This is a genomic window from Bacillus aerius (assembly GCF_029894105.1).
Classification (GTDB): Bacteria; Bacillota; Bacilli; order Bacillales; family Bacillaceae; genus Bacillus; species Bacillus altitudinis.
The window spans coordinates 899,010-922,215 of record NZ_JARYHO010000001.1 but is presented as its reverse complement, the minus strand read 5'-3'; the positions used below and the strand labels follow the sequence as shown (position 1 = coordinate 922,215).

22 protein-coding genes are annotated in these 23,206 nt (G+C 40.6%); 6 read left to right on the top strand and 16 right to left on the bottom strand.

Annotated elements, in window-relative coordinates:
- Window positions 1-24: 24 nt before the first annotated feature.
- Window positions 25-441 (bottom strand): VOC family protein, encoded by a 417-nt coding sequence (locus M2353_RS04730; RefSeq protein WP_008349030.1) that lies wholly within the window; start codon window positions 439-441, stop codon window positions 25-27.
- Between the two features lie 166 nt (window positions 442-607).
- On the opposite strand from M2353_RS04730, the gene M2353_RS04725 reads away from it, so the two are divergent.
- Window positions 608-1,024: a hypothetical protein gene (locus M2353_RS04725; protein WP_284725041.1), complete on the top strand. Its 417-nt coding sequence runs from the start codon at window positions 608-610 to the stop codon at window positions 1,022-1,024.
- 45 nt (window positions 1,025-1,069) lie between these two features.
- Here the strand turns inward: M2353_RS04725 and M2353_RS04720 are convergent, their stop codons facing one another.
- From M2353_RS04720 to M2353_RS04710, 3 genes are all read right to left on the bottom strand, one after another.
- Window positions 1,070-2,608 carry a bifunctional GNAT family N-acetyltransferase/carbon-nitrogen hydrolase family protein gene (locus tag M2353_RS04720; protein WP_007497061.1) on the bottom strand — a complete coding sequence of 513 codons (1,539 nt, stop codon included), beginning with the start codon at window positions 2,606-2,608 and terminating at the stop codon, window positions 1,070-1,072.
- Window positions 2,609-2,622: 14 nt separating this feature from the next.
- Window positions 2,623-3,288, bottom strand: a complete 666-nt coding sequence (locus tag M2353_RS04715) for an HAD family hydrolase (RefSeq protein WP_017366913.1) — start codon at window positions 3,286-3,288, stop codon at window positions 2,623-2,625.
- Window positions 3,289-3,595: 307 nt separating this feature from the next.
- Window positions 3,596-3,937, bottom strand: coding sequence for a DUF5365 family protein (locus tag M2353_RS04710; RefSeq protein ID WP_340939642.1), 342 nt, complete (start codon window positions 3,935-3,937; stop codon window positions 3,596-3,598).
- 108 nt (window positions 3,938-4,045) lie between these two features.
- On the opposite strand from M2353_RS04710, the gene M2353_RS04705 reads away from it, so the two are divergent.
- Window positions 4,046-4,948, top strand: coding sequence for an RluA family pseudouridine synthase (locus M2353_RS04705; RefSeq protein ID WP_284725040.1), 903 nt, complete (start codon window positions 4,046-4,048; stop codon window positions 4,946-4,948).
- Window positions 4,949-4,982: 34 nt separating this feature from the next.
- Here the strand turns inward: M2353_RS04705 and M2353_RS04700 are convergent, their stop codons facing one another.
- The 3 genes from M2353_RS04700 to M2353_RS04690 form a co-directional block, all read right to left on the bottom strand.
- Window positions 4,983-5,549, bottom strand: coding sequence for a class D sortase (locus tag M2353_RS04700; RefSeq protein WP_284725039.1), 567 nt, complete (start codon window positions 5,547-5,549; stop codon window positions 4,983-4,985).
- Window positions 5,550-5,581: 32 nt separating this feature from the next.
- Window positions 5,582-8,488 (bottom strand): 5'-nucleotidase C-terminal domain-containing protein, encoded by a 2,907-nt coding sequence (locus M2353_RS04695; protein WP_284725038.1) that lies wholly within the window; start codon window positions 8,486-8,488, stop codon window positions 5,582-5,584.
- Window positions 8,489-8,570: 82 nt separating this feature from the next.
- Window positions 8,571-11,933, bottom strand: a complete 3,363-nt coding sequence (locus M2353_RS04690; RefSeq protein ID WP_284725037.1) for a CheR family methyltransferase — start codon at window positions 11,931-11,933, stop codon at window positions 8,571-8,573.
- 144 nt (window positions 11,934-12,077) lie between these two features.
- On the opposite strand from M2353_RS04690, the gene M2353_RS04685 reads away from it, so the two are divergent.
- The gene (locus tag M2353_RS04685; protein WP_160758334.1) at window positions 12,078-12,722 is read left to right on the top strand and encodes a spore coat protein; all 645 of its coding nucleotides are present in this window, start codon (window positions 12,078-12,080) and stop codon (window positions 12,720-12,722) included.
- Between the two features lie 29 nt (window positions 12,723-12,751).
- Here the strand turns inward: M2353_RS04685 and M2353_RS04680 are convergent, their stop codons facing one another.
- Window positions 12,752-13,627, bottom strand: a complete 876-nt coding sequence (locus tag M2353_RS04680) for a hypothetical protein (protein WP_284725036.1) — start codon at window positions 13,625-13,627, stop codon at window positions 12,752-12,754.
- 156 nt (window positions 13,628-13,783) lie between these two features.
- Window positions 13,784-14,290 carry a YhcN/YlaJ family sporulation lipoprotein gene (locus M2353_RS04675; protein WP_008349054.1) on the bottom strand — a complete coding sequence of 169 codons (507 nt, stop codon included), beginning with the start codon at window positions 14,288-14,290 and terminating at the stop codon, window positions 13,784-13,786.
- Window positions 14,291-14,442: 152 nt separating this feature from the next.
- Here M2353_RS04675 and M2353_RS04670 point away from each other — a divergent pair, with 152 nt between their 5' ends.
- Window positions 14,443-14,859, top strand: a complete 417-nt coding sequence (locus M2353_RS04670) for a spore coat protein (RefSeq protein WP_284725035.1) — start codon at window positions 14,443-14,445, stop codon at window positions 14,857-14,859.
- A gap of 34 nt (window positions 14,860-14,893) precedes the next feature.
- Here the strand turns inward: M2353_RS04670 and M2353_RS04665 are convergent, their stop codons facing one another.
- On the bottom strand, window positions 14,894-15,274 hold the full coding sequence (locus tag M2353_RS04665) for a hypothetical protein (RefSeq protein WP_024719939.1): 381 nt from the start codon (window positions 15,272-15,274) through the stop codon (window positions 14,894-14,896).
- Between the two features lie 94 nt (window positions 15,275-15,368).
- Between M2353_RS04665 and M2353_RS04660 the strand changes: the two genes are divergently transcribed.
- On the top strand, window positions 15,369-16,460 hold the full coding sequence (locus tag M2353_RS04660) for a GGDEF domain-containing protein (protein ID WP_284725034.1): 1,092 nt from the start codon (window positions 15,369-15,371) through the stop codon (window positions 16,458-16,460).
- 211 nt (window positions 16,461-16,671) lie between these two features.
- The gene (cspB, locus tag M2353_RS04655) at window positions 16,672-16,872 is read left to right on the top strand and encodes a cold shock-like protein CspB (RefSeq protein ID WP_008349061.1); all 201 of its coding nucleotides are present in this window, start codon (window positions 16,672-16,674) and stop codon (window positions 16,870-16,872) included.
- A 134-nt stretch (window positions 16,873-17,006) separates the two neighbouring features.
- Here cspB and M2353_RS04650 read toward each other — a convergent pair.
- The 6 genes from M2353_RS04650 to yhbH form a co-directional block, all read right to left on the bottom strand.
- A protein-coding gene (locus M2353_RS04650) for an IS3 family transposase (RefSeq protein ID WP_096881102.1) occupies window positions 17,007-18,358 on the bottom strand; the annotation gives its coding sequence in 2 pieces (ribosomal slippage) (window positions 17,007-17,914 and window positions 17,914-18,358; 1,353 coding nt in all).
- Window positions 18,359-18,427: 69 nt separating this feature from the next.
- Window positions 18,428-18,787, bottom strand: coding sequence for a hypothetical protein (locus M2353_RS04645; protein ID WP_017360371.1), 360 nt, complete (start codon window positions 18,785-18,787; stop codon window positions 18,428-18,430).
- Window positions 18,788-18,800: 13 nt separating this feature from the next.
- Window positions 18,801-19,325: a flavodoxin family protein gene (locus M2353_RS04640; protein WP_041507547.1), complete on the bottom strand. Its 525-nt coding sequence runs from the start codon at window positions 19,323-19,325 to the stop codon at window positions 18,801-18,803.
- Between the two features lie 17 nt (window positions 19,326-19,342).
- Entirely contained in the window at window positions 19,343-20,962 is a 1,620-nt protein-coding gene (locus tag M2353_RS04635) for a DHA2 family efflux MFS transporter permease subunit (RefSeq protein ID WP_284725033.1), read from the bottom strand.
- Between the two features lie 39 nt (window positions 20,963-21,001).
- Window positions 21,002-21,634 (bottom strand): biotin/lipoyl-containing protein, encoded by a 633-nt coding sequence (locus M2353_RS04630; RefSeq protein WP_007497037.1) that lies wholly within the window; start codon window positions 21,632-21,634, stop codon window positions 21,002-21,004.
- A 362-nt stretch (window positions 21,635-21,996) separates the two neighbouring features.
- Entirely contained in the window at window positions 21,997-23,160 is a 1,164-nt protein-coding gene (gene yhbH / locus M2353_RS04625; RefSeq protein WP_007497035.1) for a sporulation protein YhbH, read from the bottom strand.
- Between the last annotated feature and the right edge of the window lie 46 nt (window positions 23,161-23,206).

The window sequence follows — 23,206 nt, the reverse complement described above, 5'->3', positions numbered from 1 at the left end:
ATCATCAATAAAAAAGAAGCACCCTTATGAAAGGTCGCTTCTCTCCTCATCCATATAAAACACTTCCCATAAATGACCATCACGATCCTGAAAGCTCCAGCCATACATGAAATCATGGTCTTGTTTTTCTTTAAACGGTGAACCACCAGCTGCAATCGCACGCTCTACAAGCTCATCAACCTCTTCCCTCGTCTCGACCTGTAAAGAGATAATGACCTCTGCGCCATTTCTGGCATCTACCAATTCCTTCTCTGAAATGGATTGGAAATGCTTAAGTGATAACAGCATGACTGTGATCGTCTCATTCATCACAAAACAAGCAGCATGTTCATTCGTCAGTTCTTGTTGAAAGTCAAACCCCAGCTGTTCAAAGAAAGCCTTTGACTCATTCACATGCTTAACCGGCAAATTGATATACAGATGTTTAGATTGTCGCCCCATATCCCTCTCCCTTTGTAAAACATCATTTCCATTCAGTATATTCGTCTTTACATTTGGCATCCCTTTGTCGCATGAAAAAATAAGCGGTAAGTCTCATTACCTTTTTTTAACAAAAATGTATAATAAATATCGTGCACAATACTAAATGAACTAGGAGGTTTTCTTAATGAAAACAATCGCAAAATCTTTGATGCTCTCCACCACTGTCCTTTTATTCGCTTCACCTATTACACAGACAGCTGATGCTGCATCTATTCAAACGAAGCAGGTGACAGGAGAAAGTGATTTTCAGCTTCCTTCAACAACAGACACCATTAAACAAAACATTGAACAATCTTTCCAAAAACAAGAAAAATGGCTACAAAAATTAGAAGTGATTGCCGGACAAGAAAAACGTGAACAATTTGAACAGTTTTTCAACCAGCATGTAGGACCTGATTTAAAAAATCTTTTAGAAGAGCCTGCTCTTACATGGAAACAAGTAGAAAAAACGATTTATCAATCTCTTGTTAAATCAGACGTTCCATTTTTTGCTGCCAAAAGCATTGCCCATTTTGCTACAGTGGCATTAAAGAAAATGTAAACATACAGAAAAGCGCCTCGCATAACTGCGGGGCGCTTGTTTTGGTTATTTCTTATATTCAATATGGTACACGTCTCTTCTTCGGTCTTTTAGCTGACGAACCGTCCCATCTTGACGCTGCCTTCTTAATATTTCTAAGTCGACATCACCGACAACTACCATTTCAATATTCGGGTTGCATTCCCCTACAATGCCATCTCTTGCGAATTCAAAATCAGATGGTGCAAAGATTGCTGATTGTGCATATTGGACATCCATGTTTTCTGTTTGCGGAAGGTTTCCGACCGTTCCAGAAATGACCGTATATATCTGATTTTCAACCGCTCTCGCCTGCGCACAGTAACGTACTCGTAAATAGCCTTGACGGTCTTCTGTACAGAATGGAGTGAAAATAATTTTCGCTCCTTTGTCAGCTGCAATTCGAGCAAGCTCAGGGAATTCAATATCGTAGCAAATTTGGATCGCAATTTTCCCGCAATCCGTATCAAATACCCGGACTTGGTCACCAGCTGAAATCCCCCACCATTTTCTTTCATTCGGCGTGATATGCAGCTTATATTGTTTTTCAATCGTTCCATCACGTCTAAATAAATAGGCGATATTATAGATTTTCCCTTCCTCTTCAACGAAATGAGAACCACCGATGATATTAATGTTGTACTTGACCGAGAGATCTGTAAACAAATTGATGTAGTCCTCGGTATATTCTGTGATCCGCTGCACTGCTAGACTTGGTGATCTCTCTTCTAAATATGACATAAGCTGCGTTGTAAAAATTTCCGGGAAAACGGCAAAGTCAGCTGACGCATCTGATGCCACATCCACGTAATACTCCACTTGATTCATAAACTCCTCAAAGGAATGAATTTGCTTCATTGCATATTGAATGACACAAATTCGTACTGGGAACGCCGATTTATAATATCTTTTCGATTGCGGACGATAATCGACATTGTTCCATTCCATTAGCGTTGCGTACGTACTGGAAGCTTTATCATCCGGCAAGTAATTCGGATTGATCCGCATCAGGCTAAATTCATTTAACAGCTGAAAAGATAGCACAGGATCATAAATTTGGTGCAGCATGACTTGCTCTACATATTGGCGAGGCGTCATTTCCTCTTGATATTTATGATAATTCGGGATACGTCCGCCAATGATGATGCTTTTTAAATTTAATCTTCTCGCTAAGTCTTTTCTTGCTTCGTATAAACGATGACCGATTTTCATCCGGCGGTACTCAGGACTGACCATTACTTCAATTCCGTACATATTCATCCCATCTGGATTATGGTTTGTGATATATCCATCATCTGTGATGTCCTGCCATGTGTGACGATCATCGTATTCATCAAAGTTAATTAATAAACTTGAACATGAGCCAATGATTTCTCCCTCGAATTCCGCACAGAACTGGCCCTCTGGGAAATGTTCAAGGTGGCTTTCAAGGTGCTCTTTTTTCCAAGGGTCCATGCCTGGAAAGCATACCTCTTGCAATGCGATGATTCGGTCGATATCTTCTTCTCTAATATTTCGAATCACCATTCTTTTTTCAAATCGCGTTAAATCTAGTTTTTCTGCCATGATGTATTGCCCCCTTACTGATCCTCTTTTTCAAGCTGATGGAATAGCTGGAGCAATTCGATTTCAGCCATGGATTCTAATCTCGCGTCATATTCTTCAAACTGCAGTGTGCTCGTCACTTTATTTGGCACGATGACACATTTCATACCCGCTCGTTTGGCAGCGATTGACCCATTCACAGAGTCCTCAAATGCCACGCAATCTTTTGGCTCAACGCCTAAGCATTGTGCGGTTTGCAAATAAAGTTCTGGGTGAGGTTTCACTTCTTCCACATCGTCTGACGTGCGGATACATTCAAAGTAATCGAAGAGTCCAATTTGTTTCAGGTGATCAGACACCCATTTATAATCTGAGCTGGAAGCAAGTCCAATCTTAATTCCAAGCTCCTTTGCCGCTTCTAAATAAGCTTCTACACCAGGTCTTGCTGCTTCGTCCTTCATTCTCTTTTGAAAACGTGAACGCCGGTCTTCTGTGAGTGCCTCATGATCTAATGTCTTCCCTAACTGCTCTTCCAAGTATTCAAAAGGCTTAAAACCTGCCTGCGTTCCAATGACATTTCCCCATACAGACAGAGGCAACTCCGATTCATGCTCCGCAAACATTTCCTGCAGAACCTCATATTCATGTGTTTCTGTATCTAAAATTAATCCATCAAAATCAAATATAATCGCCTTTACCAAAGAGGCCACTCCTTTTTTCCGAAAGTCTGAAATATCTTCCATACTGCTATCATATCGTGAATAAAATTGACTTTCAAAGATGAATGTCTGCTAAAATGATTATGTATAAAAGGAGCCTGCATCGTTTTGTCAGGCTCCTGTCATGTTCGATTCTTTCTGCAAGAGATCCAAGCGCTCCGATTCGTGGAGAATAGACATTGTTGAAAAAGAGCGGAATTGGTATTACAGATCTTGAAGGTTTCTCCGTTCCCTTAAAAATAGTATGTGCGACGACCTTGTAAGTTAACAAGGAAGTTCACACCAACTTTTACGCATTTTGAAGGTGACGGCCTGCAAAATCATCTAAATCAAACGGGAAAGAAAAACCGCACGCATTAACTTGTTCACGGTTGAGTTCAAATAACTCACGATCTCGTTTTGTGATATGACGCTTCGGCTTTAAAATAATGGTATGTAATAACTGAAGACCTGATAAGATACGAAAAGCATCATCCATTGTCCCGTTATACACACCATCAATGAATGTAAGCGGGGGTAGTTTTTCCTGCGCTTCTCCATTGACAGAATGGGATAAAAGATCTTCAATTTCCTTTGATACTTCTTCAATTGCCTGCTCTTGAAGGTCTGTCGCAGCTTTCATTAATCTCACGTGGCATCTACCTCTCTGTCGTTATTACTCCATTCAGAATAGCACAGAAAAAAAGTCATTCGCTAAGGTAAGTGTTTCCTATATATACCCAAAGAGAGGACGAATATCATGATCATAAAAGGACACACGCTCTCCCTAAAAGTAGGTGAGCATCAAAATGGCAATTCCTTAAGTCAATTTTTAAAAGACGAAGTGTCTGCCTCTAAACCGATTATCCATTTTTGGATGGAGCACCAAAAAGTCCGTCTCAATCAAAAACCTGCCCACCATGCTGCAAAAGTGAGTACAGGTGATCAGATTCTCATTGATTTATTTGAGACGGAAGAAAGTGATGTGACGCCAGAATACGGTGAATTAGAGGTACTCTTTGAAGACGAGCATTTATTAGTTGTCCAAAAGCCTGCTGGAAAGCCGACGCATCCAAATGAAAAAGGACAAACAGGTACGCTGGCGAACCTAGTCGCTTTCCATTTTCAAGCAAATGGAGAAGAAAAGCGGGTCAGACATATACATAGGCTGGATCAAGACACAAGCGGCACCGTTATTTTTGCCAAACACAGGTTGGCACATGCTGTACTCGATCAAATGCTTTCAAAAAAAGCGATTAACAGAACGTATCTTGCCATCGCACAAGGACTGTTTAAGAAAAAGAAAGGAACGATCCAAGCAGCCATTGGACGTGATAAACACCATGCCGTCAGAAGGAGGGTTTCTCCTACTGGTCAAAGCGCCAAGACTCATTATGAGGTCTTCCATCTCAATAAACGTTTACAGATGACGGCCGTTAAGCTGCGATTAGAAACAGGCAGAACGCATCAAATTCGGGTCCATCTTAGCAGTCTCGGGCATCCTTTAGCTGGCGATACATTATATGGCGGGAAGCGTGACCTGATAAACAGATGCGCCCTTCATGCCAAACAAGTAGACATGAACCATCCATTCACAGGTGAAAAGCTGACGATAGAAGCACCGCTTCCACCTGATATGGCTGAATTAATGGACAATATGTAGAAAAAAGAGCCTGATCATACAGGCTCTTTTGACGTTAGACAGATGCTCTTTTCGCATAAATAATGTACCGCTCTGGTGCGTTGCCGACAAAATGAAATGGATAGCAAGTGGTTAACACAAGCTCTTCTTTTTTATTTTGTAAGGTAATAATGGATGTATCATGCTGATCCACAATTTTCGTATGCGTGATTTCATAAACAAACTCACCATACGGTACAGTGATTTTCAGCTGATCCCCAATATCCAGTTCACCAGTCCGGCGGAAGACCGTGTCCCTGTGTCCCGACAAAACGATTTGTCCATTTTGATCAGGATAATAACTGCCTTTGTAATGACCGACGCCTTTGGCAAGGTCGTCCGCATCTGTCCCTTCAACAATCGGCAAATCGGCTTTTAATTTCGGAATGGTCAGGATGCCAGAGGCTTTCCCCATTTCAGGTGAAAATTTTTCCTTTGTCATCCCTTGATCAGTTTCTACGACCTTCTTTGCTTCCTCTAACGAATGTGCTGTTTGTAAGTGAGTAGAAGCGATTTGCCAAATTCCCCAGCAAAGCAGCACAATTCCCGCTGACATGACAATCACTGCAAGCCACTTTTTCATGCTTTAACTCCTTCGCCCTTGGTGATGATTCTTTAGCTTGCTGTTGCCTTTTCTTCTTGTTTCGCTTGTTGAATTCGGCCCTCTTTTTGATACACAATAGAAGCTCCCTCGAAGCTCTTTACAAAAGCGACTGTTGCTTCTAAATCTTCTGGGCCTGTTTCCGGATTCTTCCCTAGCCGTCCAATCGGCGCATACTTACTTCCAGTGGCAGTCGCCATGAAATTATTCACTGTGAGTGTATACGTTTTGTCGAAAACAACGGAAGAACCATCAGGCAGTTTTAAGTCGACTACTTTATATGTTAACGGATCGTACGAATAAGAAAAGCCTGAAATACTATAATCTGGTCCAAATTGAGGAGATATTTGAGCTTCAATGATATCAACTAAATCTTTCCCCTTGATGTCCAGCTTCACTAACACATTTCCGAATGGCTGAATATTAAAGAGATCTCCCCAAGTAATCGGCCCTTTTTCGAGATTTTGTCTGATGCCGCCGCCATTCATCATGGCAAAGTCACTTTTCATTGAATATCTCATGCCATCCGCAATGAGGTTGCCAAGTGGTGTATCACCATCATTGGAATAGCCGCCCTCCATCTTGACCCCTGCTTCTCCAACCACCTCACTAATAATCGGCTCCACTTCTTTTCCGTAACGAGCTAAAATGTCCGCTGCCTCCTGATCCTTTTCAATACCAGCCTGGTCTACATACTGGATCTTTGCACTCTTTTTGACAATATCCTTTGTTTTCCGGTCAAGTGTGACATTGACTTCTCCAATTGCCTTTCCGTATTCAAAGGCTTGGACAATTAATTTTCCATTCACTTCTCCATTGACCACTTCGTGATTATGGCCAGCGAAAATGACATCAATTTCGTCATCGCCTTCTTTGGCAAGCCTTGCGCTTTCTCCAGTAATGGTATCACCATTTTGAGAGGCGGTCATATGAGCCAGAACTGCGATCGCTTTAATCCCTTTTTGCTTTAATTCCTTCGCTGCTTCATTGACAGCTTGGACTTCATCAGTAAATTGAATGTCTTTAATTCCTTCTGGCATGACCATACCTGCCGCTGATGTTGTCACAACCCCGATAAAAGCCACAGGAATTCCTTCGACATCCATAATTTCATAGGCCGGTAAAAGTGGTTTGCCAGTATCCTTGTATTCACAGTTTGCACAAACAAGCGGGAAGTTCTGCCCATCGTATCCTTTTGTGCCTTTCGGGTGATCTCCACCTTTTAAGATGCGCCATAATTCATCTACACCTTCATCAAACTCATGGTTTCCAACTGTCCCAACATCAAAGCCGATGTTCTCCATTAGTTCAACGGTTGGTTCATCTTGTAAAAGAGAAGAAACCGGCGAGCTTCCGCCTATCATATCTCCTGCATGAACTGTCAGTGTATTTTTTTGCGCAGCTTGCTTTTGTTTTATATAAGCCGCCACATAATCCATCCGTCCATATGTTCCTTTACTGCCATCACCTTTTACATCCAGCTCATATTGCTGATCAATTTTCCCATGCAGATCATTCATGCTTAAAATGGTTAATGGGACTTCACTGGATGATGCTGACGCCTGATATCCAGCCTGCTCTGCTTCTTCTTTAGAAGCAAAAAAGACACGTTTATCTACATCGATCTCATTCCAGCTGTCAGGTGATACGTAGGTTTTTGCAGATGAATCCCCCACATAACGTGTGAGCCCTTTTTTCTGCTCGCGTGCTCTAAATTCAAACGGCTGTTCTAACAGAGGATCTTCTTCATTCCAAATACCAAGCCCTTTTTCCTTGGCATCTTTCACTGCTTGCTGGAACATCTGATACTCTTTTTCATCTCCAACAGGCCAGATGAAATAAGTAGGGGCATATCCTTTTTTCACAAGCTCTAGGTTCGTATTCAGCCCTTTTTTGGTTTTGACTTGAGCTAAAAGACGTCCATATCCATCCTTTGCTTCCGGGCCAATCTTTAATGTGACTCGATCACCACTTGAAAGAAGCGTTTTTAAATAATCCGTTGCTTTTTGTCCAAAGCGCAGCTGGTTTTGATCTAATTCATTTTTTGGCTTGTGGTAGGTTTCTGGTGTGTCCATATTCACGAAGCGTACCTTTGTTGTGCCGAGCACAGGCTTCTTCAAATGAATGGTATCTCCATCCACAACACGATCTACCGTTGCCTCATATTCTTTTTTGATTTTTGGCGGCTTTGGCTGGTGCTTCATCAATTTGACATCGGTTTTGTGTCTTGGAAGTACTTGCAGCGTATCATATCTGCTTAAAACGCCAGTAAACTCATACCATTTTCCGGTCTTCACTTGATCAATGGCACCCGTATCAACCATGACTCTAAGGACTGTGCTATGATATTTTTTATCGATGATGACCACATTGTATCCACCGCCAGCTGGCTGATCTGGCGTCTGTTCTACATAGCCTTTTACCTTCACTAATCTTCCTTCATATTTGCTTGCCTGATCCGATTCCAATTGTTTAATGGAAACTTTCTTTGGCGAAGGCAATGGCTGATTCACAGACTCTATCTTCAGACGATCTTGATCTGGCACAATTTCAACGAGCCCTTTATAAGTCGTCACCTTGCCAGTCACCGTGACCTTCATGCCTGCTTTCAGTTCTGGAAAATTCTTAGGCTGCGCAGAATAAATATTGAGACCAGCTGTTTTGTCTTGAATATATGTTGATAGTTTCCCATTCCCTATAGCGGATTGATCTGCTGTTACGATTCCGCTCACCGTTACCGTTTCTCCTATCAGTTTTCGGGCTTTTTTTATGTTCATCGGCTTTATTTGTTTCCATAAAGTCTCCTTTTTCTCAGAAGAAGAAAACGCCTCAGCTGTCATGATACTAGGCAGTAAAGATTGCAGACTAAATATCACCAAAATCAAACAACAGACCATTCGAATAGATTGTATACGTTTCATTAGATTTCTCCCCTTTGAACTTCATCTCTTCTAGTGTACAAAGCAATTATTAAGACTGGATGGATTTCATGTAAAACTGATCTCAATTACTTGGAAACGTAATAATCACACGTGTCCCTTCAAAGCTCTTGCTCTCAAAACGAATGGTACCGCCATGGCTTTCAATAATCTTAATCGTCATCATTAATCCAAGACCCGTGCCTTTTTCTTTCGTTGTGTAAAAAGGTTCACCTAATTTCCCAATCTCCTCTTCTGGTATGCCCTTTCCTTGGTCTTCAAATATCAGCATCATTTGGTCGTTTTTCAATAATGAAGTCACTTGGATCACACCTGTTACTCCATCCATCGCTTCAATTCCATTTTTAAGAATGTTAAGGAACACTTGTTTCAATTCATTTGGAATGCCTTGAATATGTGGCAGTGAGGGCGCCAGATTCTTTTGAATCGACACTCCTTTTAAGACCGCCTGAGATTCAACGACCATAATGACTTCTTCGAGGAGAAGATTCACATTCACCGGTTCAAATTTAACAGATTTACTTCTAGAGAGCACAAGGAATTCGTTAATAATAGACTCAAGCCGATTAAACTCTGACATCATCACATCGGCATAATCTTTCTGATACTTTTTACTTTGAATCATTAGCTGTAAAAAGCCTTTTAACGACGTAAGTGGATTCCGTATCTCATGGGCAATACCAGCTGCAAGCTGTCCAACTGCTGACAGCATTTCAGACTTCATCAGCATTTTCTCAGACTGTTTTTGACTTGTAATATCCTCTGAAATTCGCATGACAGTAGACTGCATTTTGTCAGGGTCATCGATTCGGTGTAAAGAGACTCTTTCCCATCGCTCACGCCCTGATAAGTCCTGAAAATACAACTCTCCTGTCCAGCTGCCCTCTCTTAAACACACGTCCCATTGTTTCACTAGATCATCACATTGACACAACGCATAATAGACAGAAAAAATATCTTTTCCGATCAAGTCATATTCATGCTGCTGTACAAACTGACAAAAGCGCTGGTTGACACACTGAATAACGCCTTCTCCCGTTGCAACCACAATATGAATATGGCTGTTATCAAGTGCTGTCACCGCAAGATGAAGAGCCTGCTTCAATTTCGTCATTTCGGTCATTTTGATCCAGGTCATCACTGCTCCCTCGCGATCTTGATCATAGAAAGGCGTCATATGAACCGTGAATTGTTCTCCTTCGTTCGTTTCAATTTCACGTTCGATCACGCGCCTATCTGAAATGACAGATTGAATATCATGATAGAGCATTTCCTTCGATAACTTCTTCACCATCGACTGAAACGTTTGCTGGTGCCGGGTTTGAGCTGAAGTGAATAAAGAGGTAGCTGTAGGAGTGTGATAGCGAATATTCATTTCCCGGTCCACAAACAACGTGGCAAGTTCTGGCTTCACAGACGGCCGGTACAGTTCTTCCCTTGTCACCTTTAAATTGTTTATAATATTAATAAAATGCTCGTTTGTTTTCTCGCGCCCTTCTATTTGCTTGTTTTTTTCTTTTAATTGAGCCCTTGCTTCTTGCTCCTTTTGTTTGACCTCATTGAGCTCGTTTTCTAAATCGACAATTCGCTGTTGATAAACCGAATTCTGCTCTAACATCCCTTTGTCCCTGCCGTTCTTTTGATTTTTTCCTCTCTCACTCTTCCGAATGAGAATGACGTATACTCCTTTAAAACGGCGATCAAAATGTTTCACTGTAAAATCTGCATACTGCTTTCTTCCATTTTCCGAAATGAGGACATGTTGGAAAACAACCTCAGTCTCTTCAGTCCATACCTTTTGAAAGCTTTGACTTAGTATCTCTTTCATATAATCAGGGGTTACATATTCACATAATTCATCTGAGACTTCTGCATGCGCTAAGAAAGAATAGGCACCGTTTGATATCGCGAGGATTTTCTCGCAATCGTCTATGATGAAACATGCATCATACTCCTGCTCTACTTCTTTCATATATTGGACAGCTCGTTCTTTTAACTCCGTATGACCTGCATTGTATTTAGGAACGTTTGAGTGGGTGTAAATGTTCCACTTTTCATTTAACAAATGAAATAAACGAGGGATATTGGGTACCTTTTCATTCGGCCCTAATATCAACATCCCTTGATCCTTTAGTGCATATTGGAATCGAGATAAGACTCGTTTTTGTACTTCTGGCTGGAAGTACATCAGAACATTTCGGCAACTGATAAAATCGAGGTGGATAAAAAGTGAATCGATCAATAAATTGTGAGGAGCAAAGACTATATGTTTTCTAAGCGACTGCTTCACAATAAAAGCGTCACCTTTTTTTTCGAAATATCGCGCCCTCCATTTTTCTGGCATCCGTGCCATAGACTCAAGCGAATAAACACCTTTGCTTGCACTTTGGATGGCTCTCCGGTTGATGTCTGTTGCAAACACTTGAAGTTCAATGGACACTTGTCTTCGTTTCATTTCTTCTAAAAATAACATCGCAAAAGAATAGGCTTCTTCACCTGTAGAACATCCTGCAATCCAAATGCGGCATCGAGATTTCCCATTTTTCATTGTATTATCAATGATCGACGGAATGATGTGATGTTCACATACTCGAAAGGCTTCCATATCTCTAAAAAAGGAAGTCGTGCCGCTTAAAAGCTGTACATGCAGACGATCAAGCTCATCTGGTTCTCTCTCTAATAAACGATCGTACTCGGACAATAAGGAGATCGATTGGTTCGCACTCCTCATTCTTTTTTGAATGACAGAGAGCAGTCTGCGCTTCTCATAGGTTGAAAATGCAATTCCTTTATGCATTTCAAGACGTTCAATGATTCTGATCAAAACAGGGTCTGCAACATCTGTATGCGGAACGTTGATGATGTTGGCTATATATGACGCAAGTGCAGAAGGGTCTTGAAATGTTTGATGATACATACGATCAAACCCACTATTTGTCTCACTGCACGATATGGCTGTACCGCCTTGCTCAACGATTTGAAGCAAACCACTTCCTACACAATAGCCTTTTTGAAAAAAGATCGCATAGGCCTCTTCCTTTTGCACATTGGCAAGTGACTGAAACAATGAATTTACAGCACACGCCTTGTTCGTAGGATGCTGCTCTGTTATGTGTAGCCGTTTGTCTTCTGTCAATGTCACAGCTGCATGCTGCGGACAAACATAAATCGTATTTTTCATGACTTTCTCACCATGCTTAATCGGCTTTGCCCGGTAGCCAATCGGTAAAACAAGTGCTTCCAAATCAGTTACACAATCGCCTGTCACATGATTTTGCACAACAATAAAAGAGGCATTTAATTCATGCGGAAATGATTGAAAAAAAGCCTCAAGATGATGCTGTTCAAACGGCGAAACACCGATGCCAATCACTGGTGCCTGCACATGTTCGTCTTCTATCAAACGATTAATGATTTTGTCCTGCATCTGGTACCCCCATGTTCATTCGTCTGATACATTTTTTCGACAAAAAGGAAGAAAACCCTCTAATTGTAAATAATGTTTTTTGCATGAAAGGAGGAAAACTTCCTCACATTAAAACAGACTGTATAAACAGAAGGAGGATTCTTTATGCAAAACGATCAGCAACCAAACGTTCAAGGACATGTCCAGCAGCCCCAATTCAATCATGGCGGGCATGAGTTATTTGATTTACATGAGGTATTAGCAGGGACCATTAATATTTTGGATCAATACATGATCTTTCGGCAATTTATCCAAGATCCCGCATTATCCGACATGTTAGATCGACAATATCAATTTGTATTGTCCCAGTACAACGTCACGGTAGATTGCTTTTCTACTGGTCAAAAGCCTAGTGAAGAAACATCTACTTATATGATGAAAGAACAGACACAGGTGACATACGGAATAAAACCATCCCAGCCTAAGAAGCCAAATCAATCATTACAGGATGTAAAAGATGCGGGAATTACAGGGCATATGCTTGGTCTCATGAAATCTCATGCTGGATTACTCTCAATGACTGCATTAGAGGTCACAAACCCTGTGGTGCGACGTGTGCTTGCAGCGCAAATCCCGAACTTTATTGAAATGGCGTATGAAATTTTCTTATATCAAAACAAACATAGCTATTATCAAGTTCCGCAGCTTACAGCGCAAGATATGCAGGCGATGACATCTACATTTGCCCCTATGCAGGGACAAGTGCAGATGCCGCCAAGCAAAGCCAATCAGCAAAAACCGCTTCATTAACCAAAAACAACGGCCGACCTATTTACAGGTCAGCCGTTGTTTCTTTGATAATTCAGTTTAAATTGCTCTTCAAAATCTGTGAGACGTTGTCCTGTCGCTTGTTCAAATCCTCTATCAAAACGACTAGTTTTCGCCGTTTCCTCCATGATCTCATGTATGACATCTCGTCCATAAAGCTGCACAAGCTCATAGATCATATAGTAGCTTTGTAAATAAACATCTGTCTCATACGTCGTGCGAGATTCTTGCCAGTCTTGATCAGAATAAAGAGATTTAAAAGGAATGACGTCAAACCGTTCAGACGTGGCGTTCAGCACATCATAGGCCGTCCATTCTGCTGTTCCTTCATGGAACCAAAGGGGAAAGACGACTGGAGATACATTGTATGAATGCACCTTTTCATAGAAAACAAAATGGGCATACTCATGAATGAATAACGTGTTGAAAAAGTATAAAGGCAGTGTCTCTTTCTTCAACAATTCTTCCCGTTTATCTGGGTATAATCCAATCATATGATCAACATCAGAATAAAAACCTGTAATATGCTTGATACCGGCAAATTGCTCAATCGTCTCTTTATCATCAAAATAAATGATATCTAACGGTTTGTCAGCTTCATACTGAAACACTGACATCGTTCTCTTCTTTGCCTGTTCCAGCGCTTCTATGGTCAAATCGACAAAGGCGCCCTCATCCTTTGCATAGTAGATTCGAATATGTTCATAGACTTGCTTATTGAGTCCTTCCGTTAAGACCGTTTTAGGCGAAGAATGCTGCTCTAGATATTGCTCTGCCAGCTGGAACCCTACATAAATCAAGTACGCAGTGAACGCATAAAAAATCAAACCTGCTGCAATCATTCCGCTTACAAGTTTTTTATGAATTAATGACGGTTTTGCTTTCATTTACTCCCCACCTGAATTCATCCTGCAACCTCTTTCTCTTTCTATGAAAAAACAAAGATCAACAAGAGGTGATATATTTTTTACTTTATGCAGTCAGGTGCGCAAGGTGCGGTTCCAAACAAAAAAGCCGCATATGACATACGGCTTTTGTCGTAGCTATTTTGATTCAGGGAAGACACGTCGAACCGTTTCAGTAAACTCGTCGAAGAATCCTGAAATTGGCTCTCCACTTCTAATACGTTTTCCGTACCCTGCCATACGATCGACAAAGTCTGGATTAGCAGATACATACACATTATCAATTTGTTGATCCGTCGATTTGACTTTGTCAGAAATTTTCTTTTTCAAATCGTCTGTTACATCTCCGCTTTTATTGCCTTCAAGCACGACAGCAACAAATGCATTTTTCCCTGTGACAAGTACGTTCGCTGTTTTCACTTCAGACATGTTGGCAACAAGCTCTGATGCCTTATCTGCCACTTTCACCTTCTGAGGTGTTTGCACATTTGGTTGATCCTGTCTCATGTTGTCGTTCTTATATGTGACATTTTCGTACTGTCGTTTCATTGTTCCTCTTCGTTCATCGCCTTGGTTGTTCATTCCACACCCAGCAGTGATCAATGTTGGAACGAGTAATAAAGATAGCATCCATTTCTTATTCATCAATTTATTCCCTCCTTTTGCTCATAGGTTTTTCATCCAGCAGACTTTTTATGCACACATCCTCTATTTCACAATGAATTCATAAATCAGCCTTGATTGGTCATCCTAAACATGATGAAGAAGTATCATCACGATCAAATGGAGGGATTCGTTTGTTTAAAAAGAGAAAAGGTATGAGTACTGGTGCAATGATCGCAGCATCAACAGCCATCATTGCATTATTTTCACCACTATTACGGAGAAGACTAAGCAGCATGACTCAAATGAATTTGTCCTCAATGATGAAAGGCAAAGATCAACACCAACATGAGCCATCTCGTCATGAGTCCCATTCACATTCACGTAAAGACTCAAAAGGCACAGCTGAAGTAGGACAAATGATCAAGCAAGCATTCACCGCTGTCCAGCCTAATGAAACAAGTCAGCATCAAACATCATCAAAAACATACCAAACTCATCAGCCGCCGAGAGAGTCTTACGCCCAGTCTCTTCACATTGATGAAAGTGTCATGAATGTAATGGATGATGAATCTATTCAGCAAGTGCTCAATGACATCGAGCACAAATAACTAAAACAGGAGCCTTTTTTCAGAAGGCTCCTGTTTATTCACCTGAAAAATGCTCTTTCACCATGATGCAGAAGGAAGGCAAGAAGGTGATTTCGATCGTGATAACAAACCGTTCCACACCATCTAATAGTATCAACAGCTCTTTTTCATGCTGCCGATCCTTTTTTATTTCTACATGTCGCACAGTTTTAAAGGCATATACTCCTAAAACGGATGCGTCCTTTTTTCGAACAGCCTTCAAAGAAAATTCTTGTACTCCAAGAGACATCGTCACCACAAATCGCTCTACCTCATTCTCAAACCGAAACGTTAGATCTTGATATTCAATGGGCATATCTCGTTCAAATCCTTCATCAGGCCACGTCTCAAAAAAAGAAAGCCAGTCCGTTCGATCTGGAAATTGTTTTCTCCTCATTTTAAACCCCTCATAAGTGAAATTTTTATTAATTATCTTGTTTCCCCTTTTCTTTTGCAACAAATTTTAGTAATTTTAAAAAGGTGATTTTATTTTGCTAAGAGACCTCTTTATTAATTTAACAATTCTTGTCACTTTCCATTATTTATTGATGCTTGTGTTTAAAGAGAATTTTTTAAAAAAGGAAGACACCCTGCTCAGACAAATTTATAAAGGAATGATTTCTGGGTTACTCGGTGTCCTCTTAATGTTTTTCTCTATTAAAGCAGGACCAGCCATCATCGATTTAAGACATATCCCCCTTATTTTAACGGCATTTTATGGAGGCATTGCACAAACGTTCATTGCAGCCTGTGTGATCATTATTGGCCGATTATTAATCGAAGCCAATGTCGCTTCTTTCATTAATATTTTTTCCATGATATTTATCGCCACAGCTTCCTTTTTAATTGCTGAGCGTCATATCAATCACGTCGTAAAAATGCTGTTATCTATTACCATGAGCAACGTCATTGCGACTAGTTTATTTATCATCATCGTCAATGAAAGATCATTTGAACTGCATGCTGCCTATTGGATGTTCTCGTATATTGCCGGCTTATTTAATTTTTATGTCATTGAGCATCAAACAAAAGCGTATCAGATGTTAAATTTGTATAAATTCCAAGCTCATTATGACTTTTTAACTGGTGTTTTAAATAAACGGAAATTCGATGAGATATTAAGTGATGCTTTTTCTCTGAACTTAAAGCAACCTATCCATCAAATGTCCTTGATTTATCTAGACATCGATTATTTCAAAACCATCAATGATCAGTATGGGCATCATGAGGGAGATATCGTTTTAAAAGAAATCGGAACAAGGCTGATTAAAAACACAAGAAGCTCTGATTATATTGGGCGGATCGGCGGTGAAGAATTTGCTGTGCTTTTACCGAATTGTTCCGTTGAAAAAACATGGCAAATTGCGGAACGTTTACGAAAAAAAATGGCGGATCACCCAATTTATTTACAAAACGGAACATCGATTCACATTACGGTGTCAATTGGCTGTGCTTATGATGCAGGAACAAGTGAAAACATGAAACAATTACCGATTATTGCAGACCAGGAGCTCTATAAAGCGAAGCAGTCAGGCAGAAACCAAGTGAGCTTTTCTGGACGTAAAAGAGAACACTTAACATAGGCTTTTTCCTCAATTTGTTAGCGCTAATTATTTTTAAAAAAGTTTTCGTATAACAGTTGTTTTTTCCCGCAAACACTGGTAAAGTAAAGGTAATTATTTTTGTTCGTATCATCTTTAAGAAGAAAGTTTTGAAAGAGTTTTCGTCTTTGAAGTTTGTGTAAGAGCAAGAATAGTGAATTTAAGCGTTAAGATCGCTTTAGGAGGAAATTTCATGTTAGAAGGTAAAGTAAAATGGTTCAACTCTGAAAAAGGTTTCGGATTCATCGAAGTAGAAGGTCAAGACGATGTATTCGTTCACTTCTCTGCTATCCAAGGCGAAGGCTTCAAAACTTTAGAAGAAGGTCAATCAGTTTCTTTCGAAATCGTTGAAGGTAACCGTGGACCACAAGCTGCTAACGTTAACAAAGCGTAATTTAAGAGCATCTGCTCTTTTAGCACTTTATAGAGTGAAGGAAAACCGCTTGGCTTTTATGCCGGCGGTTTTTTTGTGCAATAAAAAAAGAGAACCTGACGATGAAGTGACCCCCTAAATTTAGACGCGTTTTTTTATGAGACAGCTTTCGAGGCATGAGTTCGATATTGTATCGGACTCATGCCTTTTAGTTTTGTCTTTATACGTGTGTGATTGTAGTAGTCAATATATTGTTCAAGTTCTTGCTTGAAGTGTTCGATGTTCTCAAATTTTTTTAGGTATAGAAATTCAGACTTTAAGATACCAAAAAAGTTCTCGATAACTGCGTTATCGTAACAGTTACCTTTTCGGGACATACTCTGTGTAATCCCACGCTTTTTTAAGGCGTGTCTATATTGCTTCATTTGGTAATGCCATCCTTGATCAGAATGTATCATTGGTTTCTCATCTTCATCTAAACGGTTGAACGCCTGATGAAGCATCGTTGAGACGAGTGAATAAACAGGTCTTGAACCGACTGTATAGGTAATGATTTCACCATTAAATAGATCTAATATGGGCGAAAGATAGAGCTTCTGACCAAATAACTTGAACTCCGTTATATCTGTGACCCATTTCTCATTTGGCCTATCAGCTTGAAAATGACGAGCCAATATATTAGGCGCTATTTTGTTCACTGTGCCTCTGTATGAACGATATTTCTTCACTCGGACCATGCATTTTAGCCCTAGAACTTTCATGATGCGCTGGACTTTTTTGTGATTCACCTTTTGTCCTCGGTTGATTAGTTCATCACGAATCCGGCGATATCCATAACGTCCTTGATGTTCCTGATAAATGGTTTGAATCATCTTTTTCAGTTCGACATCCTGATCAGGACGATCTAAATGCTTGATCAAATAATAGTAGGTACTGCGTGGAATACATGCGAGCTTAAGAAGTGATTTCACCGGATATTGATGCCTTAAATCATAGACTACTTGCGCTTTGTCTTGTTTGGTGATTGTTCCTTGTTTTGAACTAAGGCATTCAACTTTTTTAAATACTCATTTTCCATGCGCAAATGTTCTACTTCTGCCTGTAACGCTTCCATTGATCCTTTCGTTATTTCTTGTTTTCCAGTTTTCTTTTTCATAGACGGACGCCCCTTTTTATTAGATTGAAGGGCGTCTACTCCTTGTGTTTCCAAGATGCGCTTCCAGTTCCAAAGCGTGGTATCAGAAGGCAGGTTAAAGAGTGCAGCTGTTTCCAAGATAGACGTCCCATGTTCATTCATATAATCAAGTACGTCTAGTTTATATTGGACTGGATAATTTGTATATGACTTTGAAAAAGCTTTTTTGCCATGATATTGATACTTTCTGACCCAATATTGAAGTATACTTTTGTGCACGCCAATCTGTTTTGCAATTCCAAGCAGGGGTTCGCGGTCAATGAGGTATCGTTTTACCGCTTTGATTTTATCTTCAATTGTAAATTTAGCCAAAAGAAAAGCACCTCCAAATGTTAGACTGTGTCTAATATTTGGGGTGCACTTCAACGAGAGGTTCTCTTTTTATTTGTCCTTCTGCTTTAGTTTCTGTAAAGCAGAACGATACATATCATCATTCATTTTGGTCTCTGGTTCTTCTTCTTTGACAGGTGGTTCTGGCTGCTTAAACTTTTGAAGCGCCTGTCTATAGAAATCATCACCTGACGGAGCATCATCTGTCTGAGAAGGCTCTGACGCTTTTTCTTCCACTTCAGGCTCTACAGGTCTCGCCGCAACTTCTGGCTCGCTATGCGGCACGTCAGGATGATTCGATACATCTTCTTTGATCTCTTCCTTCTCGGCCGAAGCATGTCTGACATTGAACGCTACTAATCCGATAATGACTAGAACAGCAGCTACTAACGCTACAATAATCGTCGCCAAAAGAACCCTCTCCTTATCGCTTAAATGACGCAGTGACTGATGCTACACGTCTTCCTAATGCTTTCCCCAGCTCAATGCCTTCTGAAGAAATCACTTCATCAGAATCAATCGGGCACGTCACACCTGCTCCATAATAAGAGCCGTATAACGCATTTTCTGGAACATTTCCAGGAAGGCCGACCACAAGCATCCCTTGATGGAACATTGGCGTAATCAAATTATGCATCGTCATTTCTAATCCGCCGTGTGTTGTGGCAGTGGTACAGAAAACGGCACCGACTTTATCGATGAGTTTTCCTTCTGCCCATAAATACCCAAGACGGTCAATCCATGTCTTTAATCCAGAACTAATGGTACCAAAGTGACCAGGGCAGCCCCAAATGATTGCATCCATTTGATCAAGCTTGCGGATATCCGCATCTTTCACATGATCAATGAACACTTCAGCGTGCTCTGTTTCACCTGCGCCAGCTGCAATCGCTTCTGCAAGTGCTTTTGTATGGTCACCTTCACTATCGTATACGACATAAATTTTCATGTACGGTCCCTCCACACTTATCTTGCATCTTGGTTTGCTTCCTTAGGTGCTGGAAGCAATGTCATTTCTTGTTTCTTATCCTGCTTTTCTTTTCGCTTTTTATCCTTACGTACATCTCGCAGGAACAAGCTGAGAATCACACCAGCTGCACAGAATAATGTCACCCACATGTAAGCATCATTGATGCCCATCACATTGGAATCGACTTGTGCTTTCGTAAAGAGCTGGGTCGACACATATTTTTGAGCAGCTTCTGCTGTCATGCCCATATGGTGCATCACATTAGAGACAGCCGCCTGGAATGAATTCATAAAGAACGGGTCAGCTGTATTCGTTTGATCTGCCATATTGGAATAATGGAATGTCGTGCGATTTGTATAAATCGTCGTGATCAAACTCGTACCGATCGAACCACTGATTTGTCTCAGTGTGTTTGACATCGCTGTACCATGACTGTTTAAATGTTGCGGTAATTGGTTCATCCCAGCAGTCATGACTGGCATCATCAAGAGTGACATACCAAAGGCACGTACTGCATACATGAGCACAATGTGACTATAAGATGTATCAATCGTTAGCTGTGTAAACTCGTATGTGGTGACAACCGTAATCAGCATCCCCACAATGGCAAGCGGACGAGGTCCAAATTTATCAAACAAGATCCCTGAGATCGGAGACATAATCAGCATCGCAAGTGCCCCTGGAAGCATTAATAGCCCAGATTGCAATGCCGTAAACCCAACGAGGTTTTGCAGATAAATCGGAAGTAAGAACATCCCTGTATATAAAGCAACCGTAATAATAATGTTAATAACACTTGATAATGAGAAAATGCTGTATTTAAACACGCGGAAATCAAGCATCGGATTATCCGCTTTTAGCTGTTGGAAAATAAAGAGAATGATCGCAATCGCACCAATGATAATCGTAGATAAAACGATTGGATCTGTCCAACCATCACTTCCCGCTTCACTCACTCCGTATAGAAGCGAAGCAAAACCAACGATCGACAGAATCGCACCAAGAGTGTCGAGCTTGATTTTTTTAGGCTCTACAATATTTTTAAACATAAAGAAAGCCGCGATAATGACAATCGCACCGATTGGTACAAGTCCATAAAACATAATACGCCATGAATAGTGTTCAATAATATAACCAGATAACGTTGGTCCGACAGCTGGCGCAAACATCATCGCAAGACCAAAAATCCCCATTCCTTTCCCTCTGTTTTCTGGAGGGAAAATAAAAAGGATTGTTGTCATGACGAGCGGCTGTAAGATACCGCCACCGACTGCCTGAATCAAACGACCAATCAGCATCGTAGAAAAGTTTGGCGCAATACCGCAAATAAAAGTCCCTAGTGTAAATGAAATCATCGCCACGAGGAATAAGCTGCGCTGGCCAAAACGTGTGATTAAAAACGCAGATAACGGAATGAGCACACCGTTGACAAGCATGTAACCTGTTGTAAGCCACTGAATTGTCGTCGCACTCACATTAAATTCAGTCATTAAATGGGGCATGGCTACGTTCAAAAGCGTTTGGTTTAAAATCGCTACGAACAAACCGGCCATTAAAATGATCAGTAAAGACAAGGAGCCTGTTCCCTGTTTTGTCGCTGCAGGTTGATTTGCCATCTCAGACAACCTCCTTTCATTTTTTGATATCAGTCATCATTAAGAAGAAATTTTGACAGAAGCATTCATACCTGGAAGTACTTTGTCAGATGGATTTTTAATTGAAATTTTCACTGCTACTTTTTGTGTCACTTTCGTGTAGTTACCACTTGAGTTTGTTGCTGGCAGCATATTGAATGTTGAGTTTGTTGCATAACCAATTTGTTCAACAGTTCCTTCAAATGTTGTATCAGGATCGCCGTCTACAACGATGTCCACTTTGTCACCTTTTTCAATGTTCTTAATGTCTGTTTCTTTAATATTCGCTGTAATGTAAAGCTTGCTTAGGTCAATCGTTTCACCAAGAACTGTCCCAGGCTGCACTTGTTGGTTGTTTTGTACTTCTTTTTTGACTAATGTGCCATCAGCCACTGCTTTAATGTTTGTTTTTGCTTCTCCTTCAACTTTTGCAACTGTGCTGTCTTTTTGCACTTCGTCACCTTCATTGATGTCCCAGCCTTTGATTTGTCCAGCTGCTGGCGCTGTAATTTGGTACATGTCACCTGTCACTTTTGCTTCATCTGTTTTTACGAAGTTTGTGCTTTCGTAGTAGTAATAAGCACCTCCGGCAATAATGGCAAGAATCACAATAAGGCCAATAATATTCGTTAGCAATAAACGCCCTCTGTTCATGTTTTGTTTCTCCTTTCATGTATAAAAATATAGTGTCATCTGCTTTAGCAAACTTAGAATGCCCATCATCTGACAGATTATGAAACAAGCTCATAGAGCTGCCTGTTTCCCCTTTTTCTACTCCGCTGAAAATGGTGTGCAGCCCATTTATACTTATTGTTCACTTATGAGCAAAAAGCAGAAAAAGAAGAAAAGACAATCGGCATCTTTTTTGAAAAACTTATATTTAACAAGATTAAATATTAATAAATGAAAATTGAAATGTCAAAGAGAAAGTTTTACTTTTTTTCTGGTGATCCCTTCCTTCTCCACACAAAAAACCTTTCAGCCCTTATGCTGAAAGGTTTTTTTGAATGTTCTCTTTAAGAAAGAACTTCTTCCTGCTGAAAAAATTTTTTTAATGCGAGAAAAACGTCTGATTTTTGCTTCAAAATATAATGCTTAAATTTCTCATCCTGAATATGTTTATATGCTGACATTAACGTAGAATGCCGATTATATTGATTCACTTCACCATAACAAAATAAATTGGCTTTTTTCATAATTTCTGAAACGAGCTTCACGCACCGTGCATTATCAGAGGTCAAATTGTCACCATCAGAAAAATGGAAAGGATAAATATTATATCGTGACGGGGGATATCGTTCGTCTATGAGCTCTAGTGCCTTTCGATAGACAGAAGAACAAATGGTTCCCCCGCTCTCTCCCCGAGAAAAGAAGTGCTCCTCGTCTACGACCTTCGCCTCTGTGTGGTGGGCAATGAATTCGATCTCGACTGTCTCATACTTTGTCCGCAAGAAACGTGTCATCCAAAAGAAAAAGCTTCTCGCCATATATTTTTCCCAAAGCCCCATACTTCCGCTCGTATCCATCATCGCTAGGACAACCGCTTTTGATTCTGGTTTGGTGACTTCATTCCACGTCTTATACTTAATATCCTCTGGATAAATGGGATAAAAGGAAGGGCTTCCTGTCATGGCATTTCGTTTAAATGCTGACAGCATGGTTCGTTTTTTATGGATATTACCGGTTAACCCCGTTTTGCGAATATCATTAAACTCAATTTCCTCGACAACGATATCATCAAGTTCCTTTTGTTTAAGATTTGGTAGCTCCAGCTCACGAAATAGCGCTTCCTCTAAATCCATTAATGAGACTTCTGCTTCGTAATAATCATCACCGGCTTGATCTCCAGCACCTTGCCCCTTTCCCTGCCCTTGCTTACTGTCAGATCCATCCCGAGCGACCACATCGCCAACCTGGCTGTCTCCATCCCCCTGACCTACATGCTTATTCTTATCATAGTTGTACCGAATTTTATATTCATCTAAAGAACGGATCGGAATTTTGACCACATCTTTGCCATTAGACATAATGATGCTTTCCTCTGTGACAAGATCCGGCAAATTGTTTTTAATCGCCTCTTTGACTTTTTTCTGATGACGCTGCTGGTCATCAAAGCCTTTTCGATGGAGGGACCAGTCTTCCTGAGACACAATAAACTGACTTTTTTCTTGCCGGGACATCCATCCCCCTCCTCACCTTTTTGGACAATTCTTGTACCCATCGATT

Coding starts and splice junctions, on each gene's coding strand:
- M2353_RS04685 (WP_160758334.1), top strand. CDS start 12,078: ATGCAAAACGATCAGCAACCAAACGTTCAAGGACATGTCCAGCAGCCC.
- cspB (WP_008349061.1), top strand. CDS start 16,672: ATGTTAGAAGGTAAAGTAAAATGGTTCAACTCTGAAAAAGGTTTCGGA.
- M2353_RS04695 (WP_284725038.1), bottom strand. CDS start 8,488: ATGAAACGTATACAATCTATTCGAATGGTCTGTTGTTTGATTTTGGTG.
- M2353_RS04680 (WP_284725036.1), bottom strand. CDS start 13,627: ATGAAAGCAAAACCGTCATTAATTCATAAAAAACTTGTAAGCGGAATG.
- M2353_RS04730 (WP_008349030.1), bottom strand. CDS start 441: ATGGGGCGACAATCTAAACATCTGTATATCAATTTGCCGGTTAAGCAT.
- M2353_RS04705 (WP_284725040.1), top strand. CDS start 4,046: ATGATCATAAAAGGACACACGCTCTCCCTAAAAGTAGGTGAGCATCAA.
- M2353_RS04725 (WP_284725041.1), top strand. CDS start 608: ATGAAAACAATCGCAAAATCTTTGATGCTCTCCACCACTGTCCTTTTA.
- M2353_RS04630 (WP_007497037.1), bottom strand. CDS start 21,634: ATGAACAGAGGGCGTTTATTGCTAACGAATATTATTGGCCTTATTGTG.
- M2353_RS04640 (WP_041507547.1), bottom strand. CDS start 19,325: ATGAAAATTTATGTCGTATACGATAGTGAAGGTGACCATACAAAAGCA.
- M2353_RS04665 (WP_024719939.1), bottom strand. CDS start 15,274: ATGAGGAGAAAACAATTTCCAGATCGAACGGACTGGCTTTCTTTTTTT.
- M2353_RS04675 (WP_008349054.1), bottom strand. CDS start 14,290: ATGAATAAGAAATGGATGCTATCTTTATTACTCGTTCCAACATTGATC.
- M2353_RS04720 (WP_007497061.1), bottom strand. CDS start 2,608: ATGGCAGAAAAACTAGATTTAACGCGATTTGAAAAAAGAATGGTGATT.
- M2353_RS04635 (WP_284725033.1), bottom strand. CDS start 20,962: ATGGCAAATCAACCTGCAGCGACAAAACAGGGAACAGGCTCCTTGTCT.
- M2353_RS04700 (WP_284725039.1), bottom strand. CDS start 5,549: ATGAAAAAGTGGCTTGCAGTGATTGTCATGTCAGCGGGAATTGTGCTG.
- M2353_RS04690 (WP_284725037.1), bottom strand. CDS start 11,933: ATGCAGGACAAAATCATTAATCGTTTGATAGAAGACGAACATGTGCAG.
- yhbH (WP_007497035.1), bottom strand. CDS start 23,160: ATGTCCCGGCAAGAAAAAAGTCAGTTTATTGTGTCTCAGGAAGACTGG.